Genomic DNA, 16,908 nt, shown 5'->3' with positions numbered 1-16,908 from the left:
CAACATCACCGTTAGCGGACTTTCGCTGACGAAACGTTCAAATACTTCTGCCAAAATCATCGTTGAATTGACCTGCTTTTGTGCGGCTACCTCTCCATCATTCAACCGCTAGCAGGGCGGTGGCACGCTTGCTTTAACCAACTTAACGATTGGCGTTTTCGGGACTGATAAGCCAAAGCTCCCTATAGAAAGGGTTACAGAAATTATTAAGCAGCCTTGGAATGACCTTTAGAGGGCTGATCCTTAAGTGGTATGAGCAAATCTACATACGTTACTCCTTGATGCTCACCGGTCTTGCTGCTTCGACATTCTGTAGCACAGCAAAACGATTAGGTGAAAGACTTACCGTTCAGAGTCACTTTTATACCTGTACTAGTTTAGTAACGCCTCACAAAAAATTATTTTTGAGCAGTTTGAAACATAACAGATTCATAAATCTCCATCAGTCTTTGATAGTTCTTATTTGCTGTGAAATTTCTATCAAATTTTGCCCGCGCCTCCACACGCATATGAGCTAGTTCCTGAGGATGTTTTAACAGCCATCGCACCTGCTTCACTAAATCTTCGGCATCACCGGCTCGGAAATGCATTCCAGTGCGTTTGTGATCTACTAGCTCAGTAATCGCACCAATTTTAGCTGCTACTACAGGTGTCCCCTTAGCATATGACTCAATCGCAACTCGCCCAAATGTCTCGTACCATTCAGAGCAAAACACGAAAAATGCCGCATCTCCCATCAGCTCGTAAACTTCGGCCAAAGATTTCTTTCCGAGCCACTCCACACCATCCATCTGCTCAGACTCTCTTGCTACATCATCTGCTGAAGGTCCATCTCCCACAATCTTGAGCGGTATGTCATTGTTTAGCTGTTTCCAAGCTGTTAACAAAGTATTGGTGCCTTTTTCCGGAGACAGTCTACCTACAAATAAAGCATACTTTCCCTTGCCCTGACCAATTTCAGGAACGGGATACAAGAAATTTGTCTTGAACTCAATCTTTTTAGAGGGAATGCCCCCCTGAACGAGCTTGTCTATCGTAAACTGACTGTAGGCGATAAATATGTCGACTGCGTTTGCCCAAGTTCCTATCAAGGAATGAACGCCCACCATTGTAGCTACTGCGCTGGTAGCTATGCGGTCACCTCGGTAGCATCCGTGAATTATACTCGGTAGCTTCAGTCGGCTACCCAGACAGTCTTCGCATACTCGCCCTTCCCGAAAGAAGAGCGCATTTGGACACAGCAACCGATAGTTGTGCAGTGTTTGAACTACAGGGATTCCCTCTGCTTTTGCCGCATAGTAAGAAGAAGGCGAGAACAGCGGAAACGTATTGTGAAAGTGAGCGATTTGAATCTTTTCATCTCGAATAATTGATCGCAGTTCCTTGTATATTTTATTGTTCCAGACCGTATTTTTAGCCAGCGACAAAGGATGAGTCTTCTCAATTTCGTTATTATTGACCGTGAAACGTTTCACGTAGTGGCCGTAAGACTCTAGCATATCTACCTCAGTAGCGAAAATGTTGTCTTCGCCGCCACCTTGTTGATAGAAATTGTGGGCGATTAGAATTCTCATACCGTTTTTACCTCTTTCTGTCTAAATCTAACTAGAACTAAAACTAAAACTAAAACAGAAGTTACAAAGGCGAGTCAAGCTCGTTTGAGATGATCAAACTCGCGCCACTCTTTATCTCAGCTTAGCCCACAACCTGCTCGTAGAGTTTTGCAAACTGCTTGCCTTTAGCTTCGCAGCTAAACTGGTGTTTAACTTTGTTCCGTCCAGCTTCTCCCATCTGCTGTCTCAGGTCCTGATTAGTCGCTAGGCTTCGCATTGCTTCTGCCAACTCGCGCACCGCCTGTTCAGGATTGCAAGCTGACACCTTAATGCCTGTTTTGTTGTCAACTTGCACACTTGGTCCTCCCAGGTCTAGGCAAAGTACGGGTCTTGCAGCAGCCATTGCCTCTAGGCAGACCCAACCGCCAGAATCATGCAGACTAGGATGAACCAGAACATGCGCTTCTCCTAACCGAGCAAGCGTTTCTTCTCGAGATAACCGACCAAAGAAGCGAATGCGATCACCAACACCTAGATCTTTAGCAAGCTGCTCTAAAGCTGTCTGCTCAGAACCATCCCCTAAGATCCAGTACTCTGCGTTGTTGATGTCAGCCTTGGCAAATGCCTTGATGCCTAAATAAAATCCCTTCCAATGCAGTAAGCGGCCTATGCTAATGAAGCGAATTGGCTTCCCTACTGGCACAATGCACTGACTGAGCATTTCTATTTCTTGACTCGGCAAGCTAGACTCTGACAAAATCTCTACTGTATCTGCGCCCATGCCATATACCTGTCGCGCTGTGTCTTTAGTTGTTACGTAGGCTACTGCAGAGCGCTGAGCTGTCAGTCTGGCGAATGGATCTCGCTCACCTACCTTGTGGGCAAACCAGCGCAGAAACTCATAGCGTTTAGCTTGCCCACTGAAATCACGGTAGAACGTTCGTGGTGCAGCTTCACCCCCGCCAACCGGCCCCCAAATGAAAGGAATAGGCAATAGAGAAAGAAAGCTCGGACTAGAATAGCGAACAAAAGTTACATGGTGAGCTGCATCAAATCTCTCTTTACGATGTAACTTAGAGGCTATAAAATAAGCCTGCACTTGCCAAAGATAGTAATGAAGAACAAAGGCTACCGATCCTAGCTTCCAGAAGCCTCCAAAGATAGGCAGAGTGAAGTAAACGAATTTCAAATTAGGATTAGGAGTTTTCGCTAAAAAAGCTTCATTCGCTTCGCGCCCGTCATCTGGCCGAGTCAAAACCCAAACCTCGTGATACTTAGCTACTTCCCAAGCAATGTTCCATCCTACTCCTGGTTCAGAGCCTCGTCCGGCTTCGCAGGCGTAAGCAGAGATTAAAATTTTCATAGTTTGCAGTTTTCTCTTGAACCCTAAAGTTTATTAGTGTTTTAGTCGATTTTATCTATCGACAATACAGAAATACAGACAAGGGTCCTTTAAAGAGGTTGACACAATCAATTTGAGTGCAGAACTGCCTAAGCTAATTAGGCAAGTATCGTTTAGCTAGATAAGGAGAAAATGATAAGAATTGATATTTCAACCACAAGCTAAGCCAAGAGATCAGCTTTAGCGTAAACAGCAGTGTGCCAATGAAATACCCATACTTCTCCATGAAGTAGAAAAACTGAGTCGGTAGTCGATATGGAGATTTATAGTTCCAGAAGATTGCCTTTAAAGTCTTTCCTGGTGCTATTCCATATTTGAAATAATCGCGAATACTTAGCTGATCGTGAACGGGGCCGACTAAGCTTGCTTCTAGTGTCCCATTTAAACAGACTCTAAACCCATTTTGTGACGCCTTATATGTATACATATCATCTCCTGAATAATGAGGAAACTTTTTAGCATCAGGCAGTCCTATTGCCTCTATCACCGCAATAGGCATCCCTACGCACCAGCCCGCTAAACCCTCTACATCAACAACTTCTCCTACTTCAGCTGCTAACCCTTGTCTCCCACAGCATCCATTGTGATGTCTCGTCACTTCACCTTCGCTAAGGGTAATACAACTAGGTGCAACAAGAGTACTTGGGTGTATTCTCATAAATTCAACCAGACCCTTCAGCGTTCCTTCTTTGGGTAGGCAGTCGTCGTTAAGCCAAATGACGAACTCTGCGCCTTGTTTGCAAGCATATTCCATTCCACGTGCCATCGCACCCGTCCACCACAGATTCCCATCTCCAGGTAAAACCTTAACCTGTGGGTAGAGATCAGCCAATGCTTCTCTCGTGCCATCTGTTGAGCCATCATCAACGACAACAATCTGAAAGCACGACAAATCGTCACACTCGTCCAAATGTTTTATACAAGTTAATGTTATTTCCTTGCGATTGTATACAGGTATAATGATGAAAGCTGATTTTTGGAAGCTGTGTGAATAACTCATTCTCTAAAGTGTATGTGAGTGAAACAGAAAGTTTCATTGGTTTTGATTGTGTTAGCTGCTTAGCATACTAGTACTATGCCCTGTAGTCACTCTCTTCAAAAGTTTGTGCTTGTAGACGTTAAAGTCTTCTAGCTGAAGTTTAGCTTGATTTATCAGCTGATTTTTACTGCCGGCGTCTTCTAAAAACTTATGACGAAAGAAGCTCATTGGCTTTGAGTACACTGACGAACGTGAGGCGAAAGGTTTTTCCCCAGACCAATGAATAGCAATAGGGGCTGCGTCACCTAAATTTGGGCCCGAATCCTTGACTAGATAGGTTTTTCCCAAGTACTCAACCGAAAAATCAGGAACGATTATTTGTAGATTATCGAATCCTAATCTAATTTTTTCTTGGTCAGCGGCTCGAAAAATCATAAGGTTTAGTAAACCTTGATCCATACCGTAAAATAGTTTTGGATGGCTAAGTTTCAGATTGATTAAACGCTCATACTCTTTTAGAGAAAATAGCCCTCTTTTAGCAAAGAAGATGCCGGTACAGAAGTAGGGGCGTTCGCGCCACTGATAGTCTGGGAAAAAAGTCTCCAGGCGATCACCGTCAAAAAACCACTTCTTCGTCTCCGCCTCAGAATGGATATGAGTGTGACGGTCGACAACCATGTCGTAGCTCTCAAAGTCAGAGAACTTTAATAAATCTCCCCAAACAACCATATCAGCGTCTAGATAGAGAAAGTTTTCCCAAGGACTTTCCCAAAACGCAATCATCTTTGTCGATGATGTATATTTTTTATCTCTCAAAACAGCTTGCGAGACCTGCGAGCGATAGATCGTCTGTACACCATAGGTTTTTTGTAAATCTTCTGTAGAGAATGACCCATCAACAATCAAACAAAGCGGAACCTCACCTAAGAAATAGCGAATGCTAGCGCAGCATCCTTTCACAAAGCTATAGTCTCTCTGATAGCAGGCTAAAATAATGCCAAAGTCGCTCATAATGCTTACGGGTCAGTATCTTATTGACAAAAAATAAGGCTCTCTATAGACAGAATTACGTCCGGCTCAGTAGTTATCCGGACAAAGCTAAATAGACAATAGCCCTGTGTAGCCTACACGGAAGCTTTCAAGCTTTCAAACAGAGTTTTGTAGCGCTGAGCCTGAATCCTTACCGTAAACGCTTGCTCAACTGAAAGTCGAGCGCTTCGACTCAGCACCGCTTGCCGCTCAGGATCTTCGACTATCCAAGCGACTCCCTGAGCGAGATCTTGAATGTCGTAAGGATTAGCCAAATAGCCATTGTTTAGATGCTCGATCATATCTGGCATCCCACCAATGCGAAAGGCTAAACAGGGCGTTCCGCAGGCCAGTGCTTCCATCACCGTATTAGACAAATTCTCCTGAACCGAAGGGGCAACAAACACATCACAGGCAGCATAAGCCAGCGCGATCGCCTCATCTTTAAGATGTCCTAAGTAATTGACCTTGAAGCCCAAGTCGTCGGGCTGACTTTCAGCAGGCCCAGACGAGCCAAACACTACTAGTTCTAGATTATCTTGCCAGCCCGAGCGGCTTAAGTGCTGTAAAGCAGGCTGCAAAAACTGATAGCCCTTCCGAGTACTCGCGATCGCATTCATAGCGCCAAACAAAACTAGACGCTTATCTGAAGGAAGATTGAAATTTGATCGTGCCAGAGACTTCTCGGCAGGCTGATACCGTTGTGGGTCGAGACCGTTAGGAATCACCTCTACCCGACAATCCTGAAACAGTGTACTAGCGCGAGCGCACTCTCCCAGCCACCGGCTAGGCGTCACGATTGTCAGATTCAAATTTTGCCAGGCGCTGTGCTTGCGCTGCCATATCCAATGGGATAAATCCTTCTCCCGTCCGCTATTAAGAATAGGACACCGACCGCAGCTCTGCTCATAGCCTTTACAGTCGCCAGCGTAATGACAGCCTCCTGTAAAAGCCCACATATCGTGTAAAGTCCACACCAGCGGATACTTTAGTCGAGCGAGCGCCTCTATTTGCAAATAGGCATGCGAAACCCAGTGTAAATTGACCACATCTGGGCTTAGCTTATCAATCGCCTTAACATTGCGACTTGGCAGCCAATGAGGAGAGAAAATAGTTCTCTCTCGTCGCCCGTAGAGTCGAACAGGAGAGCTATCGAGACCGTTTCTGAGCCTAGCACGAAAGCTAGACTGCTGAGACTGGAGCAACACAGCCGGGTCTTTGCTTTGCTTATCTTGCACTAGCATTTGAGAAGTCACACCCAGCTGATTAAGCCCCTGATGCAAGCGATACGCAGCCCTCGCCGCACCGCCTGAAATATCATAGGTATTAACAAGTAACGCTTTCATGTTTTTTAAGAGATATAGTCTAAAGCGCGCATCGTAGTCTTCCACTCCGATTCTAGGCTTTGAGAAACGCTAGCGGGTAAGTTCTTTTTCCATCCGCCTGCCTTTGCAGAGCGCACAAAAGAGATATCTTTTCTGCTTTGCTTATTAGGCCAAACGTTCGTATTTTGCTTCTCTAACTGACGCATACTGTCCGCAGAGCTACGAGTGACGGCCCTTTCAATCACAGCATCCGAGCTGTCGATCTGTAAGAACGTTGAAATTCGTCGAAGCTCTTTAGCTGTATTGAGCTTCAAATCTTCATAGCGCACCAGCAAAAAGTTAGGATCGTTCTGCCTCGCACCTAGCCAGCTACCTACGTTATCTGCCCAAGACCCAATCGGATTTTGAGCCCCTACAAAGTAGATTTCTCCAGCTATGAATTTATCTGCAAAAGCCTCTACAGAAACCGAATTGTTGATCGTCTCAAACTTTAGACAGTGGTAGTAAGAAGAAAGTAAAACGTCTCTTGGATCTCGCACGATACAGAGCACTTTTTTGTAGCGCGGATCTAAGTATTCATGACTTTTGAGCAGACGGGGTGTTGGCAATTGCAGCAGGTTCTTATCTAGATTTTGATAGATATCTGGAATCTTGCGCTCAATGTTCGTAAAATCTATATTTTCAGTCGCAAAAGACAAATTAGCAATTAAAAATCGAGTCCAGGTATTTCCCGACTTAGGATACGAAGTCAGGAAAATATCGTCCGGCAAAACGGTTAAATTCCGCCCTACATAGCTCGCTCCAAATCGACGCCTGAAGCCTCTTTGAATGCGAAGTAAGCTATATCGACCCATCACTTTACCGATCATTACAAACTCTCACTTCTTCAAAACAATCTTAACTACCACCGCTGGCGAGGTTAAAGCTTTACGCCTAGCCGCCTAGCTCCTTTTTTGATTCTTCCTTTCAGGCGATTCACCGCCGTGTGACCCATCCGAACGTAAAAGCGCCGGTCGTACTCTCTATCGACAGCTACAAAGCCTCGATCTTTCATTGGAAAGGTCATTGACGTTGTTTTTAGACGGGCTACTTCAGAATTTTCGAAGGTTGTGTGAGTGGCATCTTTCGAAAACCCAATGTTAGAGATTAGGTTAACCGATGGCACAAGCGATAGCCCCGACTGTACGAGCCGAGCAAATGACCACTGATAATCCCAAACATCCTTTTTTTGGCCAAGGTAAATCCCATCAAAGCTGTTTCGCCTGAGTTGATAGATATAGTCATCGGCTAAGACGTCTTTTATCCGCGACTTCACCTCATCCGAACCCCATAGCTTCGCATCAAAGTCGAAATGCTGCCAAGCTCGCCGCCAAGAAGCCCAGCCCCAGATAGGCCCGCAGTAGGAGAAGTGGTAGCTCTGCTGCTGCGACTTCCACTCACCTAGCAAATTTGTTCCCAAAACAATCATGATGCGCTCGTCGTCTCGATACCGCGTTAGCATTTCCTCGCAAAAACGAAAGAACGTTGGCTCAGGCAAGCAGTCGTCTTCTAAGATAATGGCCTCTTCTACCTGCTCAAAAGCCCAACTCAATCCCCGCGCTGGACAGACCCCGCAGCCCAAGTTAACTTCTGAGTATTTCTTCAAAACCTCACAGTCCCAATCTACCTGGTCTATGATGGCTCTAGCCGCCGCACACTTTTTGACGTCGCTAGGCACATTAGCTCTAGGCCCATCTGCAATCACCAGCAGCTTTGGTGGTTTAGCCTGACGAATAGCATCTAAGACCTGCTGTGTGGTGTCAGCCCGATTGAAGATAATGAGTACAACAGGGGTATTCAGTTGCCAGGTAGACATATCAGATCTGCTCAAAGGAATTTAAAAAATCAGGCCGGTTAGAAGTTAGCTTGGAAATTTAGTAATTGGGCTTGGGTAGCTGGACTAGCCCTGTCAATAGCCATAGCGGATACGACCTGTTGTCGTCAAAGTCTTAGTGAGCTGCTGATGAAAGCTTGGTATAATCGATCTCCACTTTTCGTCTAGCGTGATGGGTGCCTTTCTAAATCTCATCGCATTACCTGCGATCGCATGCACCTCAAGATCCCAGAAAATATCAAAGATCTCAGGTTCATAGTCGCAGCCTATTATCGAAAAAACGTGCTTTAATGTTTCTTCAGGATGCAATGCTAGCTGCTCGTACGGCACTATCGTATAGTCATTCGCGCTAAGGTATTGGTTCGCCGCCTTGTGAATTGGGTTATTCCGGATAAGCCAGCTAAACGAGAGACGAACCGCATGTTGAGTGAACCAGAGGTAGTCTCGCTCCGCATTCTCTGCCTTGAAGAACTTCTTAGAAGTTGAATAAACTAGGCTGCGAGGATCTCGAATAGAATGAATGACCTTAATGTTAAACAGACCAGAGTGCAAAAGCCACAGCAGTCGGTAGGGGTCTTTAGAGGAATCGACTACCCACTGAGGTCTACTCCCCTGCCGCTGCTCGACCACCTGCAAGAAAGCATCTAGCACCGCGTAGCTATTTTGAGCATAGGTTTGAACCTGCTGGTTCAGCTCGTCTGGAACGTTGGCCGAATCTAATAGTTTCATCTCTTTGCGAAAGAGCTTGCCAGAGGTTCCTTTTCCCTTAAAATAATGCGTCTGCGGCGCGGGCTGGGCTAAAGGGTTTGTTCTCTCGCAGACCGCCTGCCAAAAGTCGGATTCGAGCACGGAGTCGCCGCACCCGCAGACCTGATGCACCGTATCGGGGTTTAGTTCTCTCGGCAAAACGTGGATTTCGCCCGAATTAACTACCTGGCTATGCGCGTTTAGCAGCATTTCTAACAGGGTTGAGCCGGTTCGACCAGTGCTCGCGATATATACAAGGTTAATTTTTGGCCGAGCAGACTGCATTTGAGATTCTCCTTGTAGAGAGATAAGGAAATAAAAAGGCAAGAGCAAGAATATTAAGCGGACAGAGGAAACCGCGAATATCTATATTCGCTATCTTCTATCGTCAAAGGTGTAGTTAAACATTTCGATGTCTCTAGAAAATCTTTCGGCCACGATGTCCCTGGTTAAATCCGAATAATACTGGCTGTCGTGCTTATGTTGCGATTTATTGTGATGCGGAACTTCAATGTTCTCCATCCCCAGCACTCCAAAAACTTTTTTAACATCTTCAGAAAAGCTTTCATTTCAACCTACAAAATCAACAATTAGCTCGCCAGCATTATCCGTGATGTAGTCTGCTGGGTTATAAGCAAAGCTCTTCTTCCCATCTCGATCTTCAATTACATCTGTGCAGTTGCAGATAAACTCCTCAAAGCTAGCTGAATTTTGGTTGACATAGTCGTGCATTCGACTTCGACGGCGCTTAGCCGCTGTCAGTCGCTTATGCCAGGGAAAAGCGTCCTGGTTTCGAAACATCATCAAGTGCCAAGAAACCAGTCGCGACCAAGGATTTCTCACAAAGGCAAACTTATAATAGTCACTCCAGTCATTTAGATCGGGCTTTGCCCAGATAGCATGATCGTGCATTCCCATAAACGGTTCTAGATCTGGAACCCTCGACTTCAAAAGCTTCGTAACGCTTACGCCGCCGGTCTTCTGAATATGGACAAATAGCAGTTTCTTCTGTTGCGAAATAAGCATTGGTCGTTCTTGAAGGTAACAACATTAACTCAATTCAAGCAAATATATAAAGCGCATAGAAAATAGCTGGCGCAATAGACTTCAGGCTGACTCAGATGAACCAAGCGCCATCGCTAACGTTTTCTTAACATCATCTATATCAACAGAAATGTTCTCTCTAGACTTATGCGGATCGTTGAGCCCTTTTGGCTGCTTGCCTGCGCCTAAAAGATAATAGTACTCAAGCTTTAGCTGAGTGCTAAGTGCCCAAAAACACACATTTACGTAGTTAGGAGAAAAAATCTCAATGACTTTTGTATGCGTCTGGCAGAAAACCAGATTAGAAAGTCCAGCACCGTGAGGCGAGATAATAGCTTGCGCCTGAGAAAACATACTCGCCTGCTGATATATTGAAAAATCTTCAAGCCTAATCTGACGAAATCCAAATTTTTCTAAAACAGGTAGCAGAGCCTCCTCATTCAAAATTTTCCGGTGTCTTGAACCGTTTCTACTTACATATATACGGCTATGGGCGTTAATATCAGAAAAGTTTTCCTTGGGCAAAAATTCTCTTCTCAAAAAATCGCATACCCAGCTAGGCATGTTGCCGGTTCGACCCGCTAGCGAAGGTAGAATTAGCCGCTCTGCCTTAACGTGGAGCAGCTTTTTACTCTCGATTATCCGATCTTCGAAGATACCAAAATGAGCTAACGTTTCGCGCTGAAAGGGCACTTTGAACTCGTTCACAATGAACCAGTCAATTGTGTTCAAATCCATTCCAGCTTTCTGTAGCAAGTGCAGTCGTGGTAGCAAATCAAACATCCAGTGAAAGAAGCCATGACCGCCCGCTACGGATAAAACAGCCACGCTGCCTGACATAGCGTACAGTTTAGGTAGCTTTATTTGGCTAAAAACAGGATGAGTCTCAACAGATTTGTTTCCATGAACTTTTGAAACGTCCTCTAAAAGCTTATCGTCACTGGTAATAACAGAACTATGTTCTCCGAAGACGCGGCCTCTAGGTACGATAGCCGCAAAAGCAGCAGGCGACGTTTTTTGATACTCTCGCTCGAACTTCCAGTGAATGTTAGGTTCGACGGTAATCGGTGGCGATCTCTTCAGAGGTTGTTCTGGGTAAAGCTCTAGATAGGACACTAAGTTGTGATCGCCGTCAGCCGAAGCGCTAGCCAATTCGCTCCAGACTTTCGTACTTCGATAAAACCCCTTAGGCGGCCCAATCAATTCAGAGCTACTAGAAGCCGATGCAAGCAGCCCAGCAGATTTCTTGGTTAAAAGACTAACCAAGCGCTTAGGATATTTTAAATAAAGCCGCAAAAAGTCCTGTGTGTTCGACCGCATGAGATAGAGTTCCTATAGCGCCAGAAATAGTAAGCAAGGAGAAGAATAGCTAATAAGAGGGTAAAACCAGCTTTTTCTCAGATATTTTTGTCTAAATTAGCCGTCTAAGGCTCTAGCGATACTAATTCTTGAGTAAGCGGAGAGAGCGCCTCTAGAATGTACGCCTGCTGCTCTTTGTTGAAGAGTTTAGAGAACTTCATGCCATTAGCATTTTGGATAGGTTGATCGAGACTATTTTTCCAATTAGCTTCGTGATCCATAATTAACTCCTTAGACTCCAAAGCGTAATCTTGCAGCATGGCAGAGTTAAAGGGCACACCAATGAATTGGCAAAGACGAATCAGCTCTGCCTCAGTTGAATTAGCCAGCCGCTCATAACTTATAAGTATGTGATTTGGCTTATGCGAATGGCTCAAACTAATCTGTACGTCATTCTTCCAGGAATCAATGCACTTATCCAAATTGAGATGAACCCGCCAAAGCGTATCAGAATTCTTTAGACCTGCATCGTACTGAGAAGCTACAACATCTGTACCATTTCGAACCAAATGGATAAACTTAGCACCAATATTCAACCCTTCAATGTAGCTAATACAGTTAATATGCTGTGGAGTCTTTTCGACCCAAATGCTTTTTCCTCTATCGCGAGTTATTTCATCAAGTATTTCAACAAAACCTAGCGCATACTGACGCGAAAAAAATGCATACTTTAGCCGACAGCGGCCCTGCGCTTCGTACCCTATCCGATCAAGAAACCGATATAGCTTTTGTACAGCTACGGGTGAAGCGATTTTCGTAAGCTGTAAAAGTTTCCAGCGTCTTTGATAGGCAGTCGTTAAATTTTCGAATGCATGAGATTCTGGGAAAGAAGTAATTTCTGGATGGGCTGCTAGTAAACTTTGAAGCAAAGTTGTTCCCGATCTAGGAGCGCCTACAATAAAGAGCCGTCCACTATTGTCTTTGTGTTTCATATTGAGATTTGAGAATAGTCTTACTTGAATTAGCTTAAGCCTTTACCTTTCGCTGCCTTAGAAAAGCAGCCTGAGCGAACTGGATAATGTCTTGAATCAGTTGTCGATCAATAATGAATATGCTTGCCAGGTAGCTAACTGCACCCACCACCACATATACGCCAAGAGCAACATATATGTTTAGAAAATCGCCTAGCAGGTATTTTGCAGAGATTATCATGCCGCTCATGATCACTACGCCTAATAAAGGAGAAACGTGAGATTTTAGGTACTTGCTGAAGCTAATATGGGTAAGCCGATTGACAAAGAACAGTCTGATCGGCGTGAACACGTATCCCACCATCATCTGAACCACAGCAACGGCCACAATACCCGATTGAACAGCAATCATAAACCCGACGGCTTTAAACACAACAGAGGCAAAACCAATGCGCAAGTTCCAAGCAGGTTTGCCGAATGCAGTCGTCAGCTCTCCTAAAAAGCTATAAACTGAATTCTGTAGTCCAGCGAAAGCTAAAATTTGCATCAGCGGGATAGCAGGAGCCCACTCTGGGCCAAATGCCACAAAGGTAATTTCAGAAGCCAGAATAGCGATGCCAAAAAACACAGGAAAAGCAATAAAGCTCACGACCTGGGTAATCTTACAAAAGATTTTCTGCAGCTTATCTAGGTCTGCTCTTAGCCGAGAAAACATCGGCAAAGCGATTTTTTGAGTGGCTCCACCCAGCAGATCAGCAACTAGTACAACTACTTTGTTCGCTACTACGTAGTAGCCAAGCGTTGTAGAGTCGATGTAATAACCTACCAAAAAATTGTCAATTTGACCGTTGATGGTTCCTAAAACGCTGATGCCAACAATGTTGATTTGAAATTCGAATAGCTCTTTAAAGCGAGCAATCGAAAAGTTAAAACTGGGTCGCCAGTCACTTACCTGCCACAAGAGTATCACTGTAACAGCATTTTCAGAGAGCGTCTTACCTACTAGGCTCCAAACCCCATAGCCTGAAAATGCCATAGATATACCAATCACACCGCTGATAGGTGCCGCAATAAAAGTACGAGTGGCGATAGTTTTATAGTCAAATTCTCTCATTAACAGCGCTCTTTGCACATCGTTGAGCGCCACCAAAATAAAATTAGCCGACAGCCAAGGAATAATCTGCGCTAGCATGGGCTCTTTAAACCAAACCGAAACCTGTTGAGCTAGCACCACACAAACAGCTGTTAGCACGGAAGTGATACCGATATTGGACCAAAAGGCTGTATCTAATTCTGATCTGTCTAAATTGTCTTTTTGAATAAGAACCTGAGTAAATCCTTGTTTTGTTAAAGATTGAATCAGGCGCAAAAAAATCTGCGCTAGCGCGATTAATCCAAATGTTTGAGGGCCAAGCAGCCTAGCTAAGATAAAAAACACAACAAACTGGATCCCCTGACTGCCCCAGTCTTGGAAGGCTGACCAAACAGCTCCTTTAGCAACTTTTTCTCGAAGACTCATGAATTTAATACAGGTAAGATGAACAAGGTACCGATTGGTCACAGATGCTAGATCGCGAATAAAAGCAATATTGTCTAACAAATTTGCAATGGCTAAGTAGGTGTCTACTAACCAGCCCTTTCAAGGTCAATTGAATACTTTTAATAATTCATACAATCTTGTCTGGATAATGATTTCAGGATTCCACACTTAAAAAAGTGCTTTCTACAAGCTGAGAGCTTCCTAATAGGAATAGCGAAGCCTTCAGAATGAAATGACTGAAATACTGATAAGTTCGTCAGTCTTATTCGTGATTTAGTACATCTGATCTTTCCTTGAGCAAGGGGAAATACAGCTAAAAGCCTTGCTGAGTATTGTTTTTGGCCAATTATTAAGCTTACGAGCGATCACCTTTAGAGGGCTGGTGTCTACTAACTTACTGCTCTATAAGCGCTGTTCGAACTAGTCGATTGATATGAGTGTCAGGCAGAAAATGTACTTGCCGACGGATGCGATCCTGCCCATGTATCTCTTGTAGGTAAAGACTGCAGCTTAACCGAAGCAATCGTATAGTAAAACCAAACGTGCTTTGGCGTTATCATCTCAGAAACAGAAAAGTTTGAGAGAACAATAAATACAACTAAAATAATCGGTAAGTCCCAGGCTGGCTGTTTGCTGATAATAGCGTGGAGCAGCGATCTGAAGAAATCTCTCGAAAGCAGTACTAAAAAGAGAACGCCACCCACAATTCCTAGCTGAAGCAGCAGCTCTAAAAAACCATTGTGAGCATGTCCAACACCCCAATGCACCGCGCGTCGGATAAAAGTAGAAGGATCGTCTTCACCCTTCCAGTCTTGCCAAAAACCCACGTAGCCGTATCCTAAAACAGGCTTCTTCATAATTGCCTGAAACAGTAGCGGCCAAATAGCGCCTCTACCTGAAAGGGTTCTACTCTTACCTAAAGAGCCTAGAATAGCATCTAGATTTGCCGATACAACACCTGCTACAATCGCTGCGATAATAATAGAGAATGTGCTGCATATAACAGCCATTCTAAGCCCCATGGTTCGGGCTATGCGAACAATAAAAAGGATGCCAATCATAGTGATTAGCACAACAGTTGAAGTAGCAGAATTAGTGAAGTGCATAGTCACTATCGACAGCAATATTGCCATCCCTGATAGAATCTTCTGCCTGGGCGTTTCAAGCAAATTAATCAGCCATACCGTTGCGCTTAGAGCCATAATAATTCCTAGTCGATTAGGATGCTCTAAGACACCTTTCCAACCTTTCTCGTGAATGCCAATAGCAGGCACTAAAGTAGAAACCAAAAAGCTCAAAATTGCAACCGTCAGCAAGCTCCACTTTAAGTATTGAAAAATTTCTTTCCAGCTATGTGTAGTAGCAATATGCGCAGCAAGCGCGTTAATCGCAATAAACACAAAGCTACATGCCAAGCTATACAGAGGAGAACTTGACCAGAGAGACGATACAACCGTAAGTGCTAAGAACGGGCCTCTAATAGAATCTGAAAAGCAGGCTTTTATAGATTTAGGAAACGTCCTAAACCAGGGCTTTAGTAATATAATTATCGAGCCATATATTAAAACGCGGATAATAGTTTTGTTGACGTTAAATGTCGGCGTTATCAGCACTGAGGGCTGTATTAACATAAACCCAATCAGCATAATATTGGGCATAGACAAGAAAATCAGGTAAACAAAGAACCGCTTTGGACCTTCTATCTTTTTCGCACTAGAAAAGTACTTCTGAAATAGAAAAAAGTAGGCTATCCCAATCGAAGAAAGGATAAATATATTAGGCGAGCTAAGTAGAAGTTCTTTCATAGGTTAGCAGGCAGGGCTGTTTCATTCTAAACTTAGACGTTGTATGTATCTACGAGAACACGTCGTTTCGAGCTTTAACGATTTAACTGCTTAGCGGCTGAAATGACCTAGCCTCGTTGCCAGAATCTAGAATGAAATGACCCTGCATAGGTTAGGCAGGCCAGCCTGGTAGTAAGTTTTCAACTACGATGCATAAAAAAACGATATCTATATTTTCAAAAAACTATATCCAAGCTGGTTTATTCGATGCTCTAGCTGTGTATTCATAAGGTTTCTGTATCTATCCAAAAGCCAGCTTGTCTTTCTCTCCTTCCAGCGCTCGAAGTACTTTTCATTGACATTTGATCGGATCTTTTCATTCGGCGTGTGACTCCCTACTCCTAGAAACTTGTATATATCAGAGAGCACTTCAACTGGAGCACAAACAAAATCTTCATACCGCAGCGTGATTACATTCCCTAGTTCTGCTGAGTCATTGATGGCCGGCTTCATAGCAAACTAGCCAATGCTCGATCAGAGAATAAATAGATTTTTTGTTTACCTTTTGAGTAGCATAAGAAACAGCAATTGGATGCCTTTTTAGCACAATGAAGTACGAGTTAGGAAACATAGCCTGCAAAAATCGCATCCTAATTAAGTTAGGTGGAGATTTTTCGAGCAGAAGAGTTTTTTCTAAGTCCCAGAATTTTTGCCATTCTGAAAAGAGCCTAGCTTTATTACGATCACACACCAAAGACGAGGCTTCAGTCAGGTAAGCGTTTTTGTTAAACCCAAATTTTCCCCATCCCCCATAGGTTGAAGCCGGTTTAAAGACACTTTGCAAGTGCTGCCCCTCGTCCTCTGGTACACCTGTATCTTTAAATCTGCTAATATCAGGATGCTCTCCTATACACTTAAACAAGAGAGAGGTGCCACTACGATGTAGTCCGCAAACAAAAACAAACTGATGATTCTCGAACTCAGACATACCACAAACAACCTAATAGATGAAAAGACGCTGATTCAAGGCTGATAACCTATTCCTGAGATTCGCGTAGATATCCGGAGGCTTTGCTAGAAACTCTCCCGTCGTCAAGGGGTTCGCCTCCCAAACTATAGCTCTCTATACATCTCGATTTCTGGGCACCCGTTTTGTAATAGAGTTACCAGAGTAAAGCCCTCACTATATGACGACCATTCCTTCATTTCCGGGGATGAATCCCTACATTGAGAGCCCCTACCGCTGGCCAGAGATTCACACCTGGCTCATCAACCTGGGGTGGGTCTGAAACCCCGGACTTTTAGTCCGCATCTTGCCTCCGTCACAAGATGAGAGTTATAATGTGAGGCATGAGTCAAAGA

Annotated in this window: 15 protein-coding genes; 1 reads left to right on the top strand and 14 read right to left on the bottom strand. The window is 44.2% G+C overall.

Annotated elements, in window-relative coordinates; all coding sequences use genetic code 11:
* Positions 1 to 398: 398 nt before the first annotated feature.
* The 14 genes from CKL79_RS20125 to CKL79_RS20055 form a co-directional block, all read right to left on the bottom strand.
* The gene (locus CKL79_RS20125) at positions 399 to 1,574 is read right to left on the bottom strand and encodes a glycosyltransferase family 4 protein (RefSeq protein WP_121971345.1); all 1,176 of its coding nucleotides are present in this window, start codon (positions 1,572 to 1,574) and stop codon (positions 399 to 401) included.
* A 121-nt stretch (positions 1,575 to 1,695) separates the two neighbouring features.
* Positions 1,696 to 2,916, bottom strand: coding sequence for a glycosyltransferase family 4 protein (locus CKL79_RS20120; RefSeq protein WP_121971344.1), 1,221 nt, complete (start codon positions 2,914 to 2,916; stop codon positions 1,696 to 1,698).
* Positions 2,917 to 3,049: 133 nt separating this feature from the next.
* The gene (locus CKL79_RS20115) at positions 3,050 to 3,955 is read right to left on the bottom strand and encodes a glycosyltransferase family 2 protein (protein WP_121971343.1); all 906 of its coding nucleotides are present in this window, start codon (positions 3,953 to 3,955) and stop codon (positions 3,050 to 3,052) included.
* A 51-nt stretch (positions 3,956 to 4,006) separates the two neighbouring features.
* Entirely contained in the window at positions 4,007 to 4,945 is a 939-nt protein-coding gene (locus tag CKL79_RS20110) for a hypothetical protein (protein ID WP_121971342.1), read from the bottom strand.
* A 113-nt stretch (positions 4,946 to 5,058) separates the two neighbouring features.
* On the bottom strand, positions 5,059 to 6,309 hold the full coding sequence (locus CKL79_RS20105) for a glycosyltransferase family 4 protein (protein WP_121971341.1): 1,251 nt from the start codon (positions 6,307 to 6,309) through the stop codon (positions 5,059 to 5,061).
* Between the two features lie 5 nt (positions 6,310 to 6,314).
* Positions 6,315 to 7,157: a sulfotransferase domain-containing protein gene (locus CKL79_RS20100; RefSeq protein ID WP_121971340.1), complete on the bottom strand. Its 843-nt coding sequence runs from the start codon at positions 7,155 to 7,157 to the stop codon at positions 6,315 to 6,317.
* Positions 7,158 to 7,207: 50 nt separating this feature from the next.
* Complete coding sequence (locus CKL79_RS20095) at positions 7,208 to 8,143, bottom strand: glycosyltransferase family 2 protein (RefSeq protein WP_121971339.1); 936 nt, start codon at positions 8,141 to 8,143, stop codon at positions 7,208 to 7,210.
* Between the two features lie 93 nt (positions 8,144 to 8,236).
* On the bottom strand, positions 8,237 to 9,193 hold the full coding sequence (locus CKL79_RS20090; RefSeq protein ID WP_121971338.1) for a sulfotransferase: 957 nt from the start codon (positions 9,191 to 9,193) through the stop codon (positions 8,237 to 8,239).
* A 285-nt stretch (positions 9,194 to 9,478) separates the two neighbouring features.
* Positions 9,479 to 9,934, bottom strand: a complete 456-nt coding sequence (locus CKL79_RS20085; RefSeq protein WP_121971337.1) for a sulfotransferase family 2 domain-containing protein — start codon at positions 9,932 to 9,934, stop codon at positions 9,479 to 9,481.
* A gap of 81 nt (positions 9,935 to 10,015) precedes the next feature.
* Positions 10,016 to 11,272 carry a glycosyltransferase family 61 protein gene (locus CKL79_RS20080; RefSeq protein ID WP_121971336.1) on the bottom strand — a complete coding sequence of 419 codons (1,257 nt, stop codon included), beginning with the start codon at positions 11,270 to 11,272 and terminating at the stop codon, positions 10,016 to 10,018.
* Between the two features lie 104 nt (positions 11,273 to 11,376).
* Complete coding sequence (locus tag CKL79_RS20075) at positions 11,377 to 12,243, bottom strand: sulfotransferase (RefSeq protein WP_121971335.1); 867 nt, start codon at positions 12,241 to 12,243, stop codon at positions 11,377 to 11,379.
* 34 nt (positions 12,244 to 12,277) lie between these two features.
* Positions 12,278 to 13,741, bottom strand: coding sequence for a lipopolysaccharide biosynthesis protein (locus CKL79_RS20070; protein WP_141242256.1), 1,464 nt, complete (start codon positions 13,739 to 13,741; stop codon positions 12,278 to 12,280).
* 461 nt (positions 13,742 to 14,202) lie between these two features.
* Positions 14,203 to 15,567: an O-antigen ligase family protein gene (locus CKL79_RS20065; protein WP_121971333.1), complete on the bottom strand. Its 1,365-nt coding sequence runs from the start codon at positions 15,565 to 15,567 to the stop codon at positions 14,203 to 14,205.
* Between the two features lie 472 nt (positions 15,568 to 16,039).
* Positions 16,040 to 16,534: a sulfotransferase gene (locus CKL79_RS20055; RefSeq protein WP_121971331.1), complete on the bottom strand. Its 495-nt coding sequence runs from the start codon at positions 16,532 to 16,534 to the stop codon at positions 16,040 to 16,042.
* Positions 16,535 to 16,733: 199 nt separating this feature from the next.
* Here CKL79_RS20055 and CKL79_RS20050 point away from each other — a divergent pair, with 199 nt between their 5' ends.
* Positions 16,734 to 16,835, top strand: coding sequence for a DUF4058 family protein (locus tag CKL79_RS20050; RefSeq protein WP_121971330.1), 102 nt, complete (start codon positions 16,734 to 16,736; stop codon positions 16,833 to 16,835).
* Positions 16,836 to 16,908 lie beyond the last annotated feature (73 nt).

Origin of the sequence: Leptolyngbya sp. BC1307 (assembly GCF_002286735.1) — a bacterium.
Classification (GTDB): Bacteria; Cyanobacteriota; Cyanobacteriia; order Phormidesmidales; family Phormidesmidaceae; genus Phormidesmis.
This window is presented reverse-complemented; position numbering and strand designations above follow the sequence as displayed.